Origin of the sequence: Anaerocolumna sp. AGMB13025, assembly GCF_029689925.1 — a bacterium.
GTDB lineage: Bacteria > Bacillota > Clostridia > Lachnospirales > Lachnospiraceae > Anaerocolumna.
Window position 1 is genome coordinate 605,533 of sequence record NZ_CP121445.1, and the last position, 16,321, is coordinate 621,853.

At 38.6% G+C, this 16,321-nt stretch carries 14 protein-coding genes and 1 pseudogene; 12 read left to right on the forward strand and 3 right to left on the reverse strand.

What is annotated here, in order from left to right; genetic code table 11:
* Positions 1-25 precede the first annotated feature (25 nt).
* From clpX to yihA, 3 genes are all read left to right on the forward strand, one after another.
* Positions 26-1,321: an ATP-dependent Clp protease ATP-binding subunit ClpX gene (clpX, locus tag QA584_RS02580; protein WP_278272942.1), complete on the forward strand. Its 1,296-nt coding sequence runs from the start codon at positions 26-28 to the stop codon at positions 1,319-1,321.
* A 181-nt stretch (positions 1,322-1,502) separates the two neighbouring features.
* Entirely contained in the window at positions 1,503-3,821 is a 2,319-nt protein-coding gene (gene lon, locus QA584_RS02585) for an endopeptidase La (RefSeq protein WP_278272943.1), read from the forward strand.
* A gap of 183 nt (positions 3,822-4,004) precedes the next feature.
* On the forward strand, positions 4,005-4,622 hold the full coding sequence (gene yihA / locus QA584_RS02590) for a ribosome biogenesis GTP-binding protein YihA/YsxC (RefSeq protein WP_278272944.1): 618 nt from the start codon (positions 4,005-4,007) through the stop codon (positions 4,620-4,622).
* Positions 4,623-5,016: 394 nt separating this feature from the next.
* Here yihA and QA584_RS02595 read toward each other — a convergent pair whose 3' ends face one another.
* The 3 genes from QA584_RS02595 to QA584_RS02605 all read right to left on the reverse strand — a co-directional run bounded on the left by QA584_RS02595 (position 5,017) and on the right by QA584_RS02605 (position 7,844).
* Positions 5,017-5,544 (reverse strand): DUF4364 family protein, encoded by a 528-nt coding sequence (locus QA584_RS02595; protein ID WP_278272945.1) that lies wholly within the window; start codon positions 5,542-5,544, stop codon positions 5,017-5,019.
* Positions 5,545-5,681: 137 nt separating this feature from the next.
* On the reverse strand, positions 5,682-6,677 hold the full coding sequence (locus QA584_RS02600; protein ID WP_278272946.1) for a TIGR01212 family radical SAM protein: 996 nt from the start codon (positions 6,675-6,677) through the stop codon (positions 5,682-5,684).
* A gap of 15 nt (positions 6,678-6,692) precedes the next feature.
* A complete protein-coding gene (locus tag QA584_RS02605) occupies positions 6,693-7,844 on the reverse strand; it encodes an NAD(P)-dependent malic enzyme (RefSeq protein WP_278272947.1) in 1,152 nt (383 codons plus the stop codon).
* Positions 7,845-8,166: 322 nt separating this feature from the next.
* Between QA584_RS02605 and QA584_RS28675 the strand changes: the two are divergent.
* The 9 genes and pseudogenes from QA584_RS28675 to QA584_RS02645 form a co-directional block, all read left to right on the forward strand.
* Positions 8,167-8,211 (forward strand): annotated as a pseudogene (locus QA584_RS28675) (hypothetical protein); the annotation flags it as partial.
* Positions 8,209-10,125 (forward strand): transcription termination factor Rho, encoded by a 1,917-nt coding sequence (rho, locus tag QA584_RS02610; protein ID WP_334306020.1) that lies wholly within the window; start codon positions 8,209-8,211, stop codon positions 10,123-10,125. The pseudogene QA584_RS28675 and the gene rho, both read left to right, overlap by 3 nt.
* 114 nt (positions 10,126-10,239) lie before the next feature.
* Positions 10,240-10,449 carry a 50S ribosomal protein L31 gene (rpmE, locus tag QA584_RS02615; protein WP_278272949.1) on the forward strand — a complete coding sequence of 70 codons (210 nt, stop codon included), beginning with the start codon at positions 10,240-10,242 and terminating at the stop codon, positions 10,447-10,449.
* Positions 10,450-10,725: 276 nt separating this feature from the next.
* The gene (locus QA584_RS02620) at positions 10,726-12,069 is read left to right on the forward strand and encodes a DUF1385 domain-containing protein (protein ID WP_278272950.1); all 1,344 of its coding nucleotides are present in this window, start codon (positions 10,726-10,728) and stop codon (positions 12,067-12,069) included.
* Positions 12,070-12,075: 6 nt separating this feature from the next.
* On the forward strand, positions 12,076-12,927 hold the full coding sequence (prmC, locus tag QA584_RS02625) for a peptide chain release factor N(5)-glutamine methyltransferase (RefSeq protein WP_278272951.1): 852 nt from the start codon (positions 12,076-12,078) through the stop codon (positions 12,925-12,927).
* A 69-nt stretch (positions 12,928-12,996) separates the two neighbouring features.
* The gene (gene prfA / locus QA584_RS02630; RefSeq protein WP_278272952.1) at positions 12,997-14,070 is read left to right on the forward strand and encodes a peptide chain release factor 1; all 1,074 of its coding nucleotides are present in this window, start codon (positions 12,997-12,999) and stop codon (positions 14,068-14,070) included.
* 468 nt (positions 14,071-14,538) lie between these two features.
* Positions 14,539-14,985, forward strand: coding sequence for a LytTR family DNA-binding domain-containing protein (locus tag QA584_RS02635; protein WP_278272953.1), 447 nt, complete (start codon positions 14,539-14,541; stop codon positions 14,983-14,985).
* Positions 14,978-15,439 (forward strand): DUF3021 family protein, encoded by a 462-nt coding sequence (locus QA584_RS02640; protein WP_278272954.1) that lies wholly within the window; start codon positions 14,978-14,980, stop codon positions 15,437-15,439. Before QA584_RS02635 ends, QA584_RS02640 begins: the two co-directional genes overlap by 8 nt.
* On the forward strand, positions 15,436-16,317 hold the full coding sequence (locus QA584_RS02645; protein ID WP_278272955.1) for an ABC transporter ATP-binding protein: 882 nt from the start codon (positions 15,436-15,438) through the stop codon (positions 16,315-16,317). Before QA584_RS02640 ends, QA584_RS02645 begins: the two co-directional genes overlap by 4 nt.
* The last annotated feature ends 4 nt before the right edge of the window (positions 16,318-16,321 follow it).

The following is a 16,321-nucleotide window of genomic DNA, read 5'->3' on the forward strand; positions in this document are numbered from 1 at the left end:
CTAAAAGAAGGGAGTTGATAATTGGGTGGCAAACAGAACTGATGAAAGAAAACAGGTAAGATGTTCCTTTTGTAATAAAACCCAGGATCAGGTCAGAAAACTGATAGCGGGTCCCGGTAATGTATATATATGCAACGAATGTATTGAAATCTGTTCCGAAATCGTAGAAGAAGAATTTGATGAAACCGTTCAGGATGCGGACATCAATTTATTAAAACCTACGGAAATCAAGAACTTTTTGGATCAATATGTAATTGGACAGGAAGATGCCAAAAAAGTTCTGTCGGTATCCGTTTATAACCATTATAAACGTGTATTGGCAGGAAGAGATTTGGATGTGGAATTACAAAAGAGTAATCTCCTTATGATAGGACCAACTGGTTCCGGTAAAACTTTCCTGGCTCAGACGCTTGCTAAATTACTAAATGTGCCTTTTGCAATTGCAGATGCCACAGCTTTAACAGAAGCAGGTTATGTTGGAGAAGATGTTGAAAATATCCTGTTAAAGTTAATTCAGGCTGCTGATTTTGACGTAGAGAGAGCGGAACACGGAATTATATATATTGATGAAATAGATAAAATCACCAGAAAATCTGAGAACACTTCCATCACTCGTGATGTATCCGGAGAAGGTGTACAACAGGCATTGTTAAAAATCCTGGAAGGCACGGTTGCTTCTGTTCCTCCGCAAGGCGGAAGAAAGCACCCCCATCAGGAATTTATCCAGATAGATACGACCAATATTTTATTTATCTGCGGCGGAGCCTTTGACGGACTGGAGAAAATTGTTGAAGCGAGAACCGGACAAAAATCCATCGGATTTAATGCAGAGATATCTCAGGGTATTAAAGAGAATATCGGAAAACTGTTCAGGCAGGCAATGCCCCAGGATTTCGTGAAGTATGGTTTGATTCCGGAATTTGTAGGCCGTGTACCTGTTATGGTTGCCTTAGATTTACTGGATGAAGAAGCATTAGTCCGTATCCTCACGGAACCAAGGAATGCAATTGTAAAGCAGTATAAAAAGCTGTTTGAATTAGATGGAGTTGAACTGGAATTCGACGAGGAAGCAATCCGTGTGATAGCGAAGCGTTCCCTTGAGAGAAAAACAGGAGCAAGAGGGTTGCGAGCTATTATGGAATCCGTAATGATGGATTCTATGTATAAAGTCCCATCGGATACACAAGTCTTGAAGTGTATTATTACCAAAGAAGCTGCGGAAGGTGGAACCTTGCCTACTTTAATTAGCTCAGAGGATAATCAGCCAAGAAAGCCGATATCGAAACGGGTACCGAAAAAGAATAGTAACGAGATTGCTTAAACATTTATAGACAGGGGGCTGTCTTAAAATACCTTTATTGTTCCAACTAACTTCATGGGTTAAATGTAGTGAAGTTCATGGATTCGATAATAAAGGCATTTTAAGGCAGTCCCTTTAACTTAAGATGGCAGCCAAAACAGGGTTTAGCCAATGACTCAAACACAGGTAGGTGGAGGTTAAGATGAGTGAATATAGTAGGAGGGTTCCTGTTGTAGCATTAAGAGGTATGGCAGTTCTGCCCGGCATGTTGATTCATTTTGATGTAAATCGCAAAATGTCCATTGAAGCAATTGAAAATGCAATGGAAAATGATCAGTTAGTACTGCTTCTGACCCAGCGGGATTCAGAGACAGAAACTCCGGGTCAGGAGGATTTATTTCAAATAGGAACAATAGCAGAAGTAAAACAGATTATTAAATTACCTGGTAATGTGATACGAGTTTTAGTTTCAGGAACAGAACGGGCTCAATTAGAAAGCCTGATAGAAGAAGAACCCTTTCTCCTTGGTGAAATCGGTCTTCTAAAGGACAGCAGTGAAAACCGGATAACAAGTTCTGAAAAAAAAGCTATGCTCAGAGGCTTAAGAGACATATTAGAAGTATATTTTATAGAGAATGCGAAAATAGGGAAGGAAATAATAAAACAGCTTATGAAGTTAGTGGAACTGGAAGAATTAATAGACCAGATTGCTGTTAATATACCCCTTTCCGTTGAAGATAAACAAAGTTTAATTGAAGCAGTAGACCTGCTTGAACGGTATCAGAAAATAACAGTCATTCTTACAGAAGAGATTGAAATCTTAAGAATTAAGAAAGACTTGCAGAATAAAGTAAAAGAAAAGGTAGATAAAAACCAGAAAGAATATATTTTAAGGGAACAGCTTAAAATCATTCGTGAAGAACTTGGTGAGTCGAATACCCAGACGGATGCGGATAATTACCTGGAGACAGTAAAAAACCTTATAGCAAAGGATGAAATAAAAGAAAAAATTATTAAGGAAATAGAACGTTTTAAGAATTTATCCGGGAATTCTTCAGAAAGTTCAGTTTCAAGGGGGTATATTGAAACCTTGTTAGCGCTCCCCTGGGACAAGGCAGGAGAAGATAAAACCGATATCAACCATGCGGAAAAAATTCTGAATGAAGATCATTACGGACTTGAGAAAGTAAAACAAAGGATTCTTGAATTCCTGGCCGTACGGATTCTGACGAAAAAAGGAGAAAGTCCCATATTATGTCTGGTGGGACCGCCCGGAACCGGAAAGACATCCATAGCCCGTTCCGTAGCAAAAGCCCTGAACAAAGAGTATGTCAGAATCAGCCTTGGCGGTGTAAGGGATGAAGCCGAAATCAGAGGGCATAGAAGAACCTATATAGGAGCTTTGCCCGGCAGGATTGTAAGTGGAATCAAAAATGCAGGTGTTAAGAATCCCCTCATGCTCTTAGATGAAATCGACAAGGTCAGCAGTGATTATAAGGGTGACACCTCATCGGCACTTTTAGAAGTCCTGGATTCAGAACAGAATAATAAATTCGTGGATCATTATATCGAACTGCCGGTGGATTTATCTGAAGTATTATTTATTGCTACGGCAAACTCCGTTCAGTCTATTCCAAGACCTCTACTGGATAGAATGGAATTAATCGAGGTGACCAGTTATACGGAAAATGAAAAGATGCATATAGCAAAGGAACATCTAATTACGAAGCAGATCAATAAGAACGGGTTAAACCGTAAGCAGTTAAGTATCTCCGATAAAGCCTTAAACCGTGTAATTACTGGATATACGAAAGAAGCCGGTGTCCGTAACCTGGAAAGAAAAATCGGGGAAATCTGCAGAAAAGCCGCCAAAGAGGTCATTTCGGACGGAATCCAGAAAGTCCATGTAAATGATAGGAACCTAAGCAAATATCTTGGCAATGAAAAGTATACGTTTCAGACTGCCAATGAGAAGGATGAAATCGGTATAGTAAGAGGTCTGGCCTGGACAAGCGTAGGCGGAGACACTTTACAGATTGAAGTAAATGTTATGCCGGGCAAAGGGAAGTTTGAATTGACCGGGCATCTAGGTGATGTAATGAAGGAATCTGCAAGGGCCGGAATTAGCTATATACGTTCTATCAGTAAAGTATATGAGATTGAAGATGATTATTTTGATAGTCATGACATCCATATTCATATACCGGAAGGAGCAGTTCCAAAGGATGGTCCTTCTGCCGGAATAACCATGGCAACAGCTATGTTATCGGCAATTATTAAGAAAGCCGTCCGCGCGGATATCGCTATGACCGGAGAAATCACCCTTAGAGGCAGGGTACTGCCAATTGGTGGTTTAAAGGAGAAGATTCTTGCGGCAAAAGCTGCTAAGATTAAACTGGTATTAGTTCCAAAGCAGAATAAAAAGGATATCGAAGAATTATCCGAAGAAATTTTAGACGGAATCAGTGTGAAATTTGTAAATACAATGGAAGAAGTATTGACAAATGCTCTGGCCGGTTAATTAGAATAAAAACCTGAGGTGCTTGCAGAAAATAAATACGGATATGTTGCAAGAATACTAGTTGTAGTTCTCATAATTTGTATACGGTGTCGTTAATAAGCGAAATTATCATTCTTGCTTCTACGCTTTTCTGTGTATAAATTATCAGGGAACTACAAGTTAGGGAAATGGGAGTAAAAAATAATGCATGTAAAAAGTGTGAATTTAGAAACAGTTTGTGGGATTACCAGTACTTTGCCAAGGAATGAGAAGCCGGAGTTTGCTTTTGCAGGCAAGTCTAATGTAGGCAAGTCTTCTTTGATTAACGGACTGATGAACCGCAAGTCCTATGCAAGGACCTCTGCCCAGCCGGGTAAGACACAGACGATTAACTTTTATAATATTAATGAAGAAATTTACTTCGTGGATCTTCCCGGCTACGGATATGCCAAGGTTTCGGAAGATTTAAAGGAAAAATGGGGTAAGATGATTGAAAAATATCTTAAGACCTCAGATCAGTTAAAAGTCATCTTTCTATTGATTGATATACGGCATGACCCTTCTGCCAATGACCGGAATATGTATGAATGGATTGTTTATCAGGGCTACCAACCGGTAATTATTGCTACGAAGTTAGATAAAATCAACAGAAGCCAGATTGATAAGCAGGTAAAAACCATCAGAAAAGGGTTAAATGCATCGCCTTCTACCAGAATTATTCCTTATTCGTCTCTGTCCAAACAAGGCAGGGAGGATATATGGGCTTGTATTGAAGGCAAACTATCGAAAGAGGAAGTAACGATAGAAGAACAAACAGAGTAACGCTGGAGAAACAGGGAACAACACTAGAGAAACAACGGAAAAAGATAGAAATACAAGGGAATAGCAATAGAGTCTCGATAGAGGGACAACAATAGAGAACAAGAGAAGCAACAGAGTATCAATTATGGGAACAACAGATAAATAATATTTTACAATATCAGCTTTGAAAGCAGGCAAGTATTCTGATAAAAGGGTGGGGCTATTATAAAAGTTTAAGATTAACGAACCTGGGGGTTAATTCACTCACAAGTAATTTTTTCTTTGAATTTTGTAACAGCCTCGCCCTTTTAAAGGCTTATTATAATAAAATGCAACAGTACCCCAGGAAAAAAGATAATTCCCAAAACGAAGGCAGGGTACTCTAGGTCCATGCGTCATTTACTTTCTTAAAGGTCTACAAATCTTCCTTCAATAAATTACTTAGCACATAAGCATAAATCTGCTGACTCTGGGTACGCCAATTATCGCAAATCTTTATTGCATCTTCTTTGGTTGGAACTGCAATATTAAGATCGATGATTGACTCCTCTTTTTCCACAACCCGCAGACGTACCATAAACTCGCCTTTTTTCGCCTCATAATATTCGGATAGACTGGATACTTCATCTCTTAAGGAGTACTTGTTCTTTTTTAAATAATCCAAAATGTCTGATTGGATTGCATTGGATATCATGTAACCAAAAAAGGAGAGGGTTTCCCTTCCAGAATCGGTAATCCGGTAGTGGGAACTGTGACCGATGGTTTCAACAGTCAGGAATTCTGCTTCAATTAATTCGGCTATGGATTGCTGAATATTAAAATAGTTGGTATAGTCCTTTTCTAAAATAAAGTTGGATAACTGCGCATTGGTTAATGGAAAATCCACCTTGTCCAATAAAAACAAAATAATTAATTTGTACAATGTAAAGGCATCTGATTGCATATTACAGCTCCTTTCCTATAATCATCTGTTTATCAGGCGTAAATTAAAAGATTTTAAAAACTATCTGTAGGCTATAGATCATTACTGTCAGACATTCTAACTCCCATTTGTGTAGGGCACACTAGTAAATCAGGAGGTTAAAAAAACGAGTCTTGTTTTGTTAACCTACCCTGCCAGGTATTCTTAAGTTTAAGCTCCTGATTGATCCGGTTTAAAACTAACTTTTTATTACCGCTCCACAAAGGTGCTATTAGCAGGTTTTTTGGACCGTCTCCGGTAATTCGGTGAACCACCACAGTCTCCCGCAGAAGCTCAAGACTCTTAATAATAAGATCCACATACTGTTCCAGGGTTAAGGCTTGATAGGGGTATTCTGCCAGATCTGTATTTTTTAAGATATGCAGTAACTGGAGCTTGACACCCTGTATGGGGATTGAGGCTGTATAGGCTACGGTTTTTAGCATATCCGATACACTTTCGCCCGGTAATCCAAGGATTATATGGACAATGACAGATATACTGGCTTTTCGCAGCCGGTTTACGGCATCTTCAAAAACAGAAAGGGGATAACCCCTGCGTATAAATTCAGCAGTCGCTTCATGGCAGGTCTGAAGTCCCAGCTCAATCCATACGGGCTTTATCTGGTTTAATTCTGTCAACAGGTCTATGATTTCATCCTCTAAACAATCCGGTCTGGTGGCAATGGACAAGACGGCAATATCCGGATGACTTATAGCCTCCATAAATATACTGCGAAGAGTAGAAACATTACCGTAAGTGTTGGTATACGCCTGAAAATAAGCAATATACCGGCTCATAGCCTGTCCCTGCTTTTCTTCCTTCTCCGGTAAGACATTCCGGTCCAGCTTAGAAGATACCAGTTTTTTTGCGGTTTCAATCTGGTCAGTGATGGATAAAAGAGAAGAAGCCGCGAACTCTCCGGAACCTCCCTCACTGCAGAAAATACATCCTCTGGTATCTATGGTGCCATCGCGGTTTGGACAGGTCATTCCTGCATTTAAGGACAATTTATATAATTTTCTTCCAAATTCCTGTTTCAGATAATAATCCAGGGAATAATACCGTTTATCTCCCCAAAAGGTTTGTTTTGCGTTGTTTAAATCATTGTTCAAGGAAATTCTCCGTACTTATTTAATATGAGTCTTTACAGCATTGCTGACAGCTTCGCATACTCGTGGATCAAAGGGCTGAGGCATAATATTATCTTCGGTTAATTCATCTTCGGCAACCAATCCGGCAATAGCAACGGCAGCGGCTAATTTCATCTCTTCCGTAATCTGTTTAGCCCTGCCTTCTAAAGCACCTTTAAAGATGCCAGGAAAAGCAACTACATTATTCACCTGATTGGGAAAATCGGAACGACCTGTACCAACGACTCTGGCACCGGCAGCTTTTGCAAGGTCCGGCATAATTTCCGGTACCGGATTTGCCATAGCAAATAGAATGGAATCTGAATTCATAGAAGCCACCATCTCCTTGGTTACAATCCCTGGAGCCGAAACCCCAACGAAGATATCGGCACCCTTTAAGGCATCGGCTAATAAACCTTCTTTACCGGATAAATTAGTGATTTCCATCATCTGCTTTTGCATCCAGTTAAGTCCTTTAGAGGCTTTTGAAAGAATTCCTGCTTTGTCACAAAGGGTAATATGTTTAAAACCGTAGGTATATAATAGCTTTGCGATTGCTATTCCGGCAGAACCGGCTCCGTTAACAACCACTTTACAGGATTCTTTGGATTTTTTAGTAACTTTAAGGGCATTGATAACACCTGCTAAAACAACGATGGCAGTACCATGCTGGTCATCGTGGAACACAGGGATATCTAACAATTCTTTTAATCTGTTTTCAATTTCAAAGCAGCGGGGAGCACTGATGTCCTCCAGATTGATGCCTCCGAAAGCAGGAGCAATGTGAACGATGGTCTTAATGATTTCTTCCGTATCTTGGGTATCAAGACAAATGGGAAATGCGTTTACGCCGCCAAATTCTTTAAAGAGTACAGCTTTACCTTCCATTACCGGCATTCCGGCATACGGACCGATATTACCAAGACCCAATACGGCGCTTCCGTCGGAGATTACTGCAACAGTATTCGCTTTTAATGTATATTTATAAGCAGCTTCTTTATCCGTTGCAATTACTTTACAAGGCTCTGCTACACCGGGGGTATATGCTAGTGCCAAATCTTCTCTGGATTTTACCGTGCATTTTGCTGTAGTTTCAATTTTGCCATTCCATTCCTCATGCAGCATCAAAGCTTTTTCACTATTTGTCATATGAGAATTCCACCTTAATATCGTATTTTTATAAGCTAAAATTATCATATCACTTAAAGAATGGTAAATCAAGCCTAAAACTGCTATCCATTTTCCGGTATCTAAAGGGTTTTCCGGTATAGAAACCCTACCTATATATAAAATTTTTGAAAAAAAGCTTTTTTTTCCTGAACTTTAGGTGTATAATAGTGGCTAATAATATATTTTGGGTGCAAAAATCATAAGAACTGTCTAGATCAAATCGAAATCCATTCCCTTTTGAAACTAAAATAATTTTATACTTGTAAAGGAGCAAGATTACATGGAAGCACAGTATAATGAAATGTCCTTAGCAGAGCTTAGAACGTTGGCAAAAAACAAAGGTATTAAAGGTATCACCGCATTACGGAAACAAGAATTGATTGATGCATTGGTGATGCATGATCAAGCAGACGAGAAAACTGTGGTGGATTTCCAATCTGAGAAAGACAGTGCTTTAAGTGCTGACCGGACAGAAGGAACAGCCGGAACGAAAACAGAAGAAACAAAAACAGAAGATACAAAAACAGAAGATATAAAAACAGAAGCCATAGGAAAGAGAAAATCTAGCTCAGTAAAACAGACAGCACAACCTCAGAAGCGTTCTGTTGATACTGATTTTGAGATTAAAAAAACAACCAAAGCCCGACCGGATACCGATTCAAGAAAAAGTATGGCAGTCCAGCCAGATACAGATACAAGGAAAAGTACGGTGAATCAACAAGATACAGATACAAGGAAAAGTACGGTAAATCAACAGGATACGGATATAAGGAAAAATAATCTGAACCAGCAGGAAACGGATATAAGGAAAAATAATTTGAGTCAACAGGAAACGGATATAAGGAAAAATAATTTGAATCAGCAGGAAACGGATATAAGGAAAAATAATTTGAATCAACAGGAAACGGATATAAGGAAAAACACAGTGTCTCAACAGGATACAGATCGAAGAACCAGCGGAGCTTCTCAGGAAGGGGATATTAAGAGGTATGCAGGGATTCAGCCTGAGACTGACGCAAGGAAGAATCTAACGGGGCAGACAGAACCAGATTATAAACGGGGAACCGGAAGCCAGCAGGAATTGGATAACAGACGAAACGTAATGGCTCCTTCAGAAGCTGAACAGTTAGACAGCGGAGAGACGAAAGAAGGTATTCTGGAAGTAATGCCGGATGGTTATGGTTTCATTCGCTGTGATAATTATCTGCCGGGAGAAAATGATGTATATGTTTCACCTGCCCAGATCCGCAGATTTGGACTAAAGACAGGAGATATCGTTGTAGGTAATACCAGAATCCGTAATCAGGGAGAAAAATTCAGTGCTCTTTTATTTGTAAAAAGCGTGAATGGCTTTCATCCTTCAGAAGCACAAAGACGTAAGAAATTTGAAGATTTAACACCGATATTCCCAAATGAACGCATTCATCTGGAAACTCCGGGCTCCAATGTATCTATGCGTATGGTTGATTTAATTTCTCCGATTGGTAAGGGACAAAGAGGAATGATTGTATCCCAGCCAAAGGCAGGTAAAACCACTCTATTAAAGCAAATCGCAAGAGCAATTACAAAAAATCATCCGGGAATCAGCTTAATTATACTTTTAATTGATGAACGTCCCGAAGAAGTAACCGATATAAAAGAATCCATAGAAGGCAAGAATGTGGAAGTAATTTATTCCACCTTTGACGAACTGCCGGATAATCATAAACGTGTTTCAGAAATGGTTATTGAACGTGCAAAACGTCTGGTTGAACATAAAAAAGATGTAGTTGTATTACTAGATAGTATTACAAGACTTGCAAGAGCTTATAATTTAACCGTACAAGCCAGCGGCAGAACTTTATCCGGTGGTCTTGACCCGGCAGCCCTATATATGCCAAAGCGCTTTTTTGGTGCCGCAAGAAATATGAGGGAAGGCGGAAGCTTAACCATACTTGCAACTGCTCTGGTTGATACCGGCAGCAGGATGGATGATGTGGTATTTGAAGAATTTAAAGGAACTGGTAATATGGAATTAGTCCTTGACCGTAATTTATCAGAGAAACGTATCTTCCCGGCCATCGACCTGACAAAATCCAGTACCCGCAGGGACGATTTGTTACTCAACCAGTCTGAATTAGAAGCTACCTTCTTAATGCGAAAAGCATTTAACAGCATGAAATCAGACGATGCCGTGGAACGGATTATAGATATGTTTATAAAAACCAAATCCAATATAGAATTCATTGAAACGATTAAAAAAACTAAAATTGTTTTTTAGGTATTGCATTAGAAGATGACCTATGCTATAATTAAAAAGCTGTTTAAAAGATGATAATAGATTGACTTAGGTCAACCTTTTAAAAATTACGTTAGTTTGTGAAGAGGTGAAATCATGAAAGAGGGAATCCATCCTAATTATTACCAGGCAAAAGTTGTTTGCAACTGTGGTAACGAATTCGTTACTGGTTCAACAAAGAATGATATCCACGTAGAAATTTGTTCTAAGTGCCATTCATTTTACACCGGTCAGCAGAAAGCTGCTGCAGCACGCGGTGCTATTGATAAGTTCAATCGTAGATATGGTCTTAGCAAAGAACAATAGAATGACGGTAACATATCAAATGTTAAAAATCAGGTTGAGGTTTGGTAATCTCAGCCTATTTTTAAATTCACGAACTGATGTGCTTATATATTACAAATAATTCAGAATAAAACAATAAGAATAAATCAATAAGAACAAATCAATAAGAACAAATCAATAAGAGTAAATCAATAAGAACTAAACAATAAGAACAAGATAAAAATAAGGGAATCATTTATAAGTAATATACTGTTTGGCAGCCCAGAGCTGCGAAATTTGAGAAGGGATGTGCGGTATATGAAACCATCAGGAATAGGCGGACAGGCTGTAATTGAAGGTGTAATGATGAAAAATAAAGATCAGTATGCCATTGCCGTAAGAAAACCGAACAATGAGATTGTTGTAGAAAAAAATACATTTGTCAGTGCAGCTGAAAAATATAAGATATTAAAACTTCCTATTTTCCGCGGAGTGGTGGCATTTGCCGAATCCATGATAATTGGAACCAGGACCTTGACGTTTTCGGCAAGCTTTTTTGAAGAAGAGGAAGACGTAAAACAAAGCAAAGTAGATAAAGCCCTTTCAAAGGTATTTAAGGATAAAGCGGAAAACGTTATTATGGGACTTACCTTTATCGTTGCTATCTTAATGGCAGTAGGGATTTTTATTGTGCTGCCGGCTTTTACGGCTAATCTGCTGGGTAAAAAGATTCCATCAGACACCTTACTGGCAGTCATAGAAGGCGTTATTCGTATTCTTATATTCGTAGCCTATATCGTGGCAATCTCTCAGATGAAGGATATTAAACGGATGTTCATGTACCATGGTGCGGAACATAAAACGATTAACTGCCTGGAACAGGGCTTTGAGTTAAACGTTGAAAATGTAAGATGGCAGTCCAAGCAGCATAAACGATGCGGTACCAGTTTTATGTTTATTGTTATGTTTGTCAGCATTATTTTCTTTATATTTATCCGTGTGGATGAGGCATGGCTGAGATATCTGATAAGAATTCTGCTGATACCGGTGATCGCAGGGGTATCCTATGAGTTTATACGTTTTGCAGGTAAGAGTGACTCGAAGGTTGTTAATATATTAAGCAAGCCAGGTATGTGGCTTCAGGGACTTACCACAAAAGAACCAGATGATACTATGATCGAAGTGGCAATCCAGTCGGTAGAAGCAGTATTTGACTGGAGGGAATTCTTAGAACTTGACCGTTCAAAACAAAATGGCAGTAAGGGTAAAAATTCTAAGAATAGTAAAAAGGGCAATACAAAAAAGCAGAATCAGAACAGCGGAGCAAAAAATAGCAACAGTAATGGTAGTAACAACAGTAATAACAGTAATAATAGTAACAACACAACTAATAATCAAGTAAAAACATCTGCAGGTAATACAAACAATAAACCAAGCGGTAACCGTCAGAACAATCAAAAGAAAAATCAAAACCATAATGAAAAGTCAGCTTTAGAATTACAGGAAAAGGAATCCAGAAAAGCAGCGGAGGAAACTGCATTTACTGCTGAAAAAGCAGTAAAATTACCGGTTCATCCAAACTTTGAGGAAGAAGAGGACGAAATACTAAGGGCTCTTGATCGTTATCTGGTAGAGGATGAGGACGAGACCGGTAAGGAATGATTTGTTATGAAAACATTAGAGAATGCTTTGTTAGCGGGAAAGCAACTGCTAAAGGAAAAGGGTATAAAAGAAGGCGATTTGGATGCCTGGTATTTATTCTCTCATTACTTTGAGTTAAGCCGCACCCAGTATTTACTGCATTCTGGTGCGGAAATTACAGAAACCCAATATGAAGAATATCTAACCCTTATAAAAAAAAGAGGGAACCATATTCCCCTCCAGTACATTACCAGAGAGCAGGAATTTATGGGACTTACGTTCCAGGTGTCAGAAGATGTATTAATTCCCAGACAGGACACGGAAATCCTTGTGGAAGAAGCTTTAAAGGTATCGCAGGATAAAACGGTTTTGGATTTATGCACCGGTTCAGGCTGTATAATAATAAGCCTGGCGAAATTGGGTAATATTAAGAGCGGTACAGGAGTGGATATTTCAGGAAAAGCCCTGGAAGTTGCCAGGGAGAACGCCAGACAGTTAAAAGCAGAGGTTTTATTTATCGAAAGTGATTTATTTTCACAACTGACGGGCAAATATGATATAATAATATCGAACCCGCCGTACATCCCCACTAAGGATATATATGATCTTATGGAAGAAGTGAAAGATCATGAGCCTGTCCTGGCTTTGGATGGCAGTGAGGATGGTTTGAATTTTTATCGCTTCATAATAGAGGGTATTAGCCGGTTTCTAAAACCGGGTGGTTATATTTTTTTTGAAATAGGTTACAATCAGGGTGAAGCTGTCAGTGAATTATTGCGGGAGGCAGGAATTATGGATATAAAAATAATAAATGATCTTGCCGGTCTTAACCGTGTGATTAGCGGCCGGTACAAAAAGGAAGAGGAGCCATTCACTTAGCTGTTTATCATAAATTAACGACATGAAAAAAAGATAAATAGTTTTAATGAATTGAATGGAGGATTAACTATGTTTGATAAATTAGAGGATCTTTTAATACGTTTTGAGGAATTAATTGAAGAATTAAACGATCCTGGTGTTATAAATGATCAGAGCAGATTCCGTAAACTTATGAAGGAACAGAATGATTTAACGGATATCGTTGAAAAATATAAGGAATATAAAGAAACAAAAGCCCGAATTGAAGACAGTCTTCTCATGCTGGAAGAAGAGAACGATGAAGAAATGCGGGAATTAGCCAAAGAAGAATTAAATGAATGTAAGCAGAAGCTTACAGTAATTGAAGAAGAACTTAAAATTTTATTACTGCCAAAAGACCCTAATGATGAGAAGAACGTTATTGTGGAAATCAGAGGCGGTGCCGGTGGTGACGAAGCAGCTTTATTTGCAGCGGAGCTATATAGAATGTATATTAAATATGCGGAAAGACAGCGCTGGAAAATCGATATGATGAACTTAAATGAAAACGGACTTGGCGGTTTTAAGGAAGTTGTCTTTATGATTAACGGTAAAGGTGTATATTCCAAAATGAAATACGAAAGTGGTGTTCACCGTGTTCAGCGTATACCAGTAACCGAATCCGGTGGACGTATTCACACCTCTACGTCAACCGTTGCCATTATGCCGGAAGCAGAAGAAGTGGATGTAGAATTAGACTTAAACGACTGCAAATTTGATGTATTCCGTTCCTCCGGTAACGGTGGACAGTGCGTTAATACTACCGACTCAGCTGTTCGTCTGACTCATATACCAACCGGTATTGTAATTTCCTGTCAGGATGAAAAATCCCAGTTAAAGAACAGGGATAAAGCGTTAAAGGTACTGCGTTCCAAATTATATGAACTGGAACTTGAAAAAGCCCATAACGCAGAAGCAGAAGCCAGAAAGAGCCAGGTAGGAACCGGAGACCGTTCTGAGAAAATCCGTACTTATAATTTCCCTCAGGGACGTGTTACCGACCATAGAATTAAATTAACCCTTCACCAGTTAGACAATATCTTAGACGGTGACATGGACGAAGTAATAGACAGCCTCATAGCCGCCGACCAGGCCGCAAAGCTTGCAAAGATGAATGAAAACTGATTGCTGGTCGGCTTCGACCAGACCGCAAAGCTGGCAAAGATGAATGAAAACTGATTGCTGGTCGGCTTCGACCAAGCCGCAAAGCTGGCAAAGATGAATGAAAATGACTAAATATAAAAAGGTAAATGAATGAGTTGAAAATTAGTTACCTGAGGATTAAAGTAAGAAAGACTTATACCAGTTTAAATGGCTGATATAGGTCTTTTTTTTGTTGGAAATGTATTTTAAGCTGACCGGGAAGAGGCTATTCGTGGTATCGAAAATATTTGATTATGAAGCAAAGGGGATTTCACAAAATTGAAACTGAATTAAAATATAAAACATGATATAATTGCCATTGAATATTAGATACATAATTTTAATATAGTTGTTCTTTCTGCATCTTAAACAGGAAAAAATACCGCTTGTGTATAACGCTATTGCAGAATAATAAAATAAATATATACTGCTATATGAGAGGTGAAGTTGATGAAGTTAACGCTGAACCAGATAAATCAGGGCGAAGAAGAGGTTATCATAAACTATCTGGAAATGAATGAAACGGTTAAGGATATTATTACATGTGTCAATGGGAAAGAGAGACGGATAGGGGGCTGGAAAGATGACCGAGAGTATCTGATACCCGTTGGGGATATTCTGTATGCGGAAAGCGTGGACAGGGGGACCTTTGCATACACACTTGAGGCGGTTTATAAAATTTCATTTATTTTAAATAAAATAGAACAGGAATTTGCATACAGAGGATTCTTCCGGTGTTCCAAATCCATGGTTATTAATATTCATATGATTGATGAACTAAAGAGTGAGTCCGGCGGACGGATTGATGCCTTGCTTTTGAATGGTGAGCATGTGATGATCTCCCGAAGATATGCGAAAGCATTAAGAAGGGTTTTGCGGGGTGAAAACGATGAATAAACTTACAAAATTTGAAAAGTATTTAACGAAAGAAATTAGTATAGAATTTAAAGCATGCCTTTATTTTTATAGCATTCTGTTCTTTTATAGCATGGTGTTAATCCTTCAGGGAACTTATAGTGTTTCGATCTTAACCATGGCAGAAATGATTTTTGCCGCATATGTAATCTGCTATATTCAAATGTTTGTATTTCACAATTTTGATGAGGCGGATCGTCTGGGGGGCATTGAACTCCTTGGAATAATAGTCTGTACAGGAATCTATACCGGTCTTAGTTATATATTGAAATGGTTTCAAAGGAGGACTGATATAACAGTATACTTTACTCTTTTTATGATCTTTACTTATATCTGCGTTTGTTTTATTAATAAAGCGAAAAGAAAAATAGATTCTAAAGAATTAAATAACCTGTTGTATGAATATAAAAAAAGGAATGGTGAGCAGGTGTTATGAACTCCAAAATAGAAGATGTTATTAGAATTGAAAACCTTAGTAAATCCTATGGGAGGAATCGTGGTATTGACCAGGTATCCTTCACTGTCAAAAAAGGTGATATATTTGGTTTCTTAGGTCCAAATGGTGCAGGAAAATCCACAACCATCCGTTGTTTATTAGGTTTAATCCGGTTTGAGAAAGGCAGTGCCAGAATATTAAATCAAGATGCCGGAAAAGAGATGAAAAAAATCTTAAGCAAAGTGGGGTATATGCCCTCTGAAGCTATGTTTTACCCTTCCATGAAAGTATCGGAAATAATAAAATTTGCGGCCGATGCCAGAAAAATGGACTGCAGGGAGGAAGCTTTAAAACTATGTGAACGCCTTCAGGTGGATGAGGGTAAGAAAATAGAAGAATTATCACTGGGTAATCGGAAAAAGGTAAGTATTGTGTGTGCGATGCAGCATAAACCGGAACTTTTTATATTTGATGAACCAACCTCCGGACTGGATCCTTTCATGCAGTCTGAATTCTTCCAGTTGATAATAGAATATAATAAAGCCGGCGCAACCTGTCTTTTATCCTCTCATGTCTTATCGGAGGTCAGAAAATACTGTAATAAAACTGCAATTATAAAAGAAGGGAAAATTATCTGTGTGGATTCCATGGAGAATTTAGCCCATACCAATTCCAAACGGGTTAAGGTAACAGGGGCAGTAGAGCTTTCACTTACTGGCATGGAACAGGTTAAAAGAACCGGGGACAGTATAGAATTTTCTTATCACGGAGAGATGAATCCTTTATTAGAAGCTTTACAGGGAAAAAGTATAAAGGATTTAGTAATAGAAGAGTCACCTCTGGAAGATATCTTTATGCATTTTTATGGAGAGGAGTAAGGAA

Excerpts from the sequence above, each read along its gene's own strand:
- lon (WP_278272943.1), top strand. The coding sequence starts at position 1,503 with ATGAGTGAATATAGTAGGAGGGTTCCTGTTGTAGCATTAAGAGGTATG.
- yihA (WP_278272944.1), top strand. The coding sequence starts at position 4,005 with ATGCATGTAAAAAGTGTGAATTTAGAAACAGTTTGTGGGATTACCAGT.
- QA584_RS02595 (WP_278272945.1), bottom strand. The coding sequence starts at position 5,544 with ATGCAATCAGATGCCTTTACATTGTACAAATTAATTATTTTGTTTTTA.
- QA584_RS02605 (WP_278272947.1), bottom strand. The coding sequence starts at position 7,844 with ATGACAAATAGTGAAAAAGCTTTGATGCTGCATGAGGAATGGAATGGC.
- rpmE (WP_278272949.1), top strand. The coding sequence starts at position 10,240 with ATGAAAGAGGGAATCCATCCTAATTATTACCAGGCAAAAGTTGTTTGC.
- QA584_RS02620 (WP_278272950.1), top strand. The coding sequence starts at position 10,726 with ATGAAACCATCAGGAATAGGCGGACAGGCTGTAATTGAAGGTGTAATG.
- prmC (WP_278272951.1), top strand. The coding sequence starts at position 12,076 with ATGAAAACATTAGAGAATGCTTTGTTAGCGGGAAAGCAACTGCTAAAG.
- prfA (WP_278272952.1), top strand. The coding sequence starts at position 12,997 with ATGTTTGATAAATTAGAGGATCTTTTAATACGTTTTGAGGAATTAATT.
- QA584_RS02635 (WP_278272953.1), top strand. The coding sequence starts at position 14,539 with ATGAAGTTAACGCTGAACCAGATAAATCAGGGCGAAGAAGAGGTTATC.
- QA584_RS02640 (WP_278272954.1), top strand. The coding sequence starts at position 14,978 with ATGAATAAACTTACAAAATTTGAAAAGTATTTAACGAAAGAAATTAGT.
- QA584_RS02645 (WP_278272955.1), top strand. The coding sequence starts at position 15,436 with ATGAACTCCAAAATAGAAGATGTTATTAGAATTGAAAACCTTAGTAAA.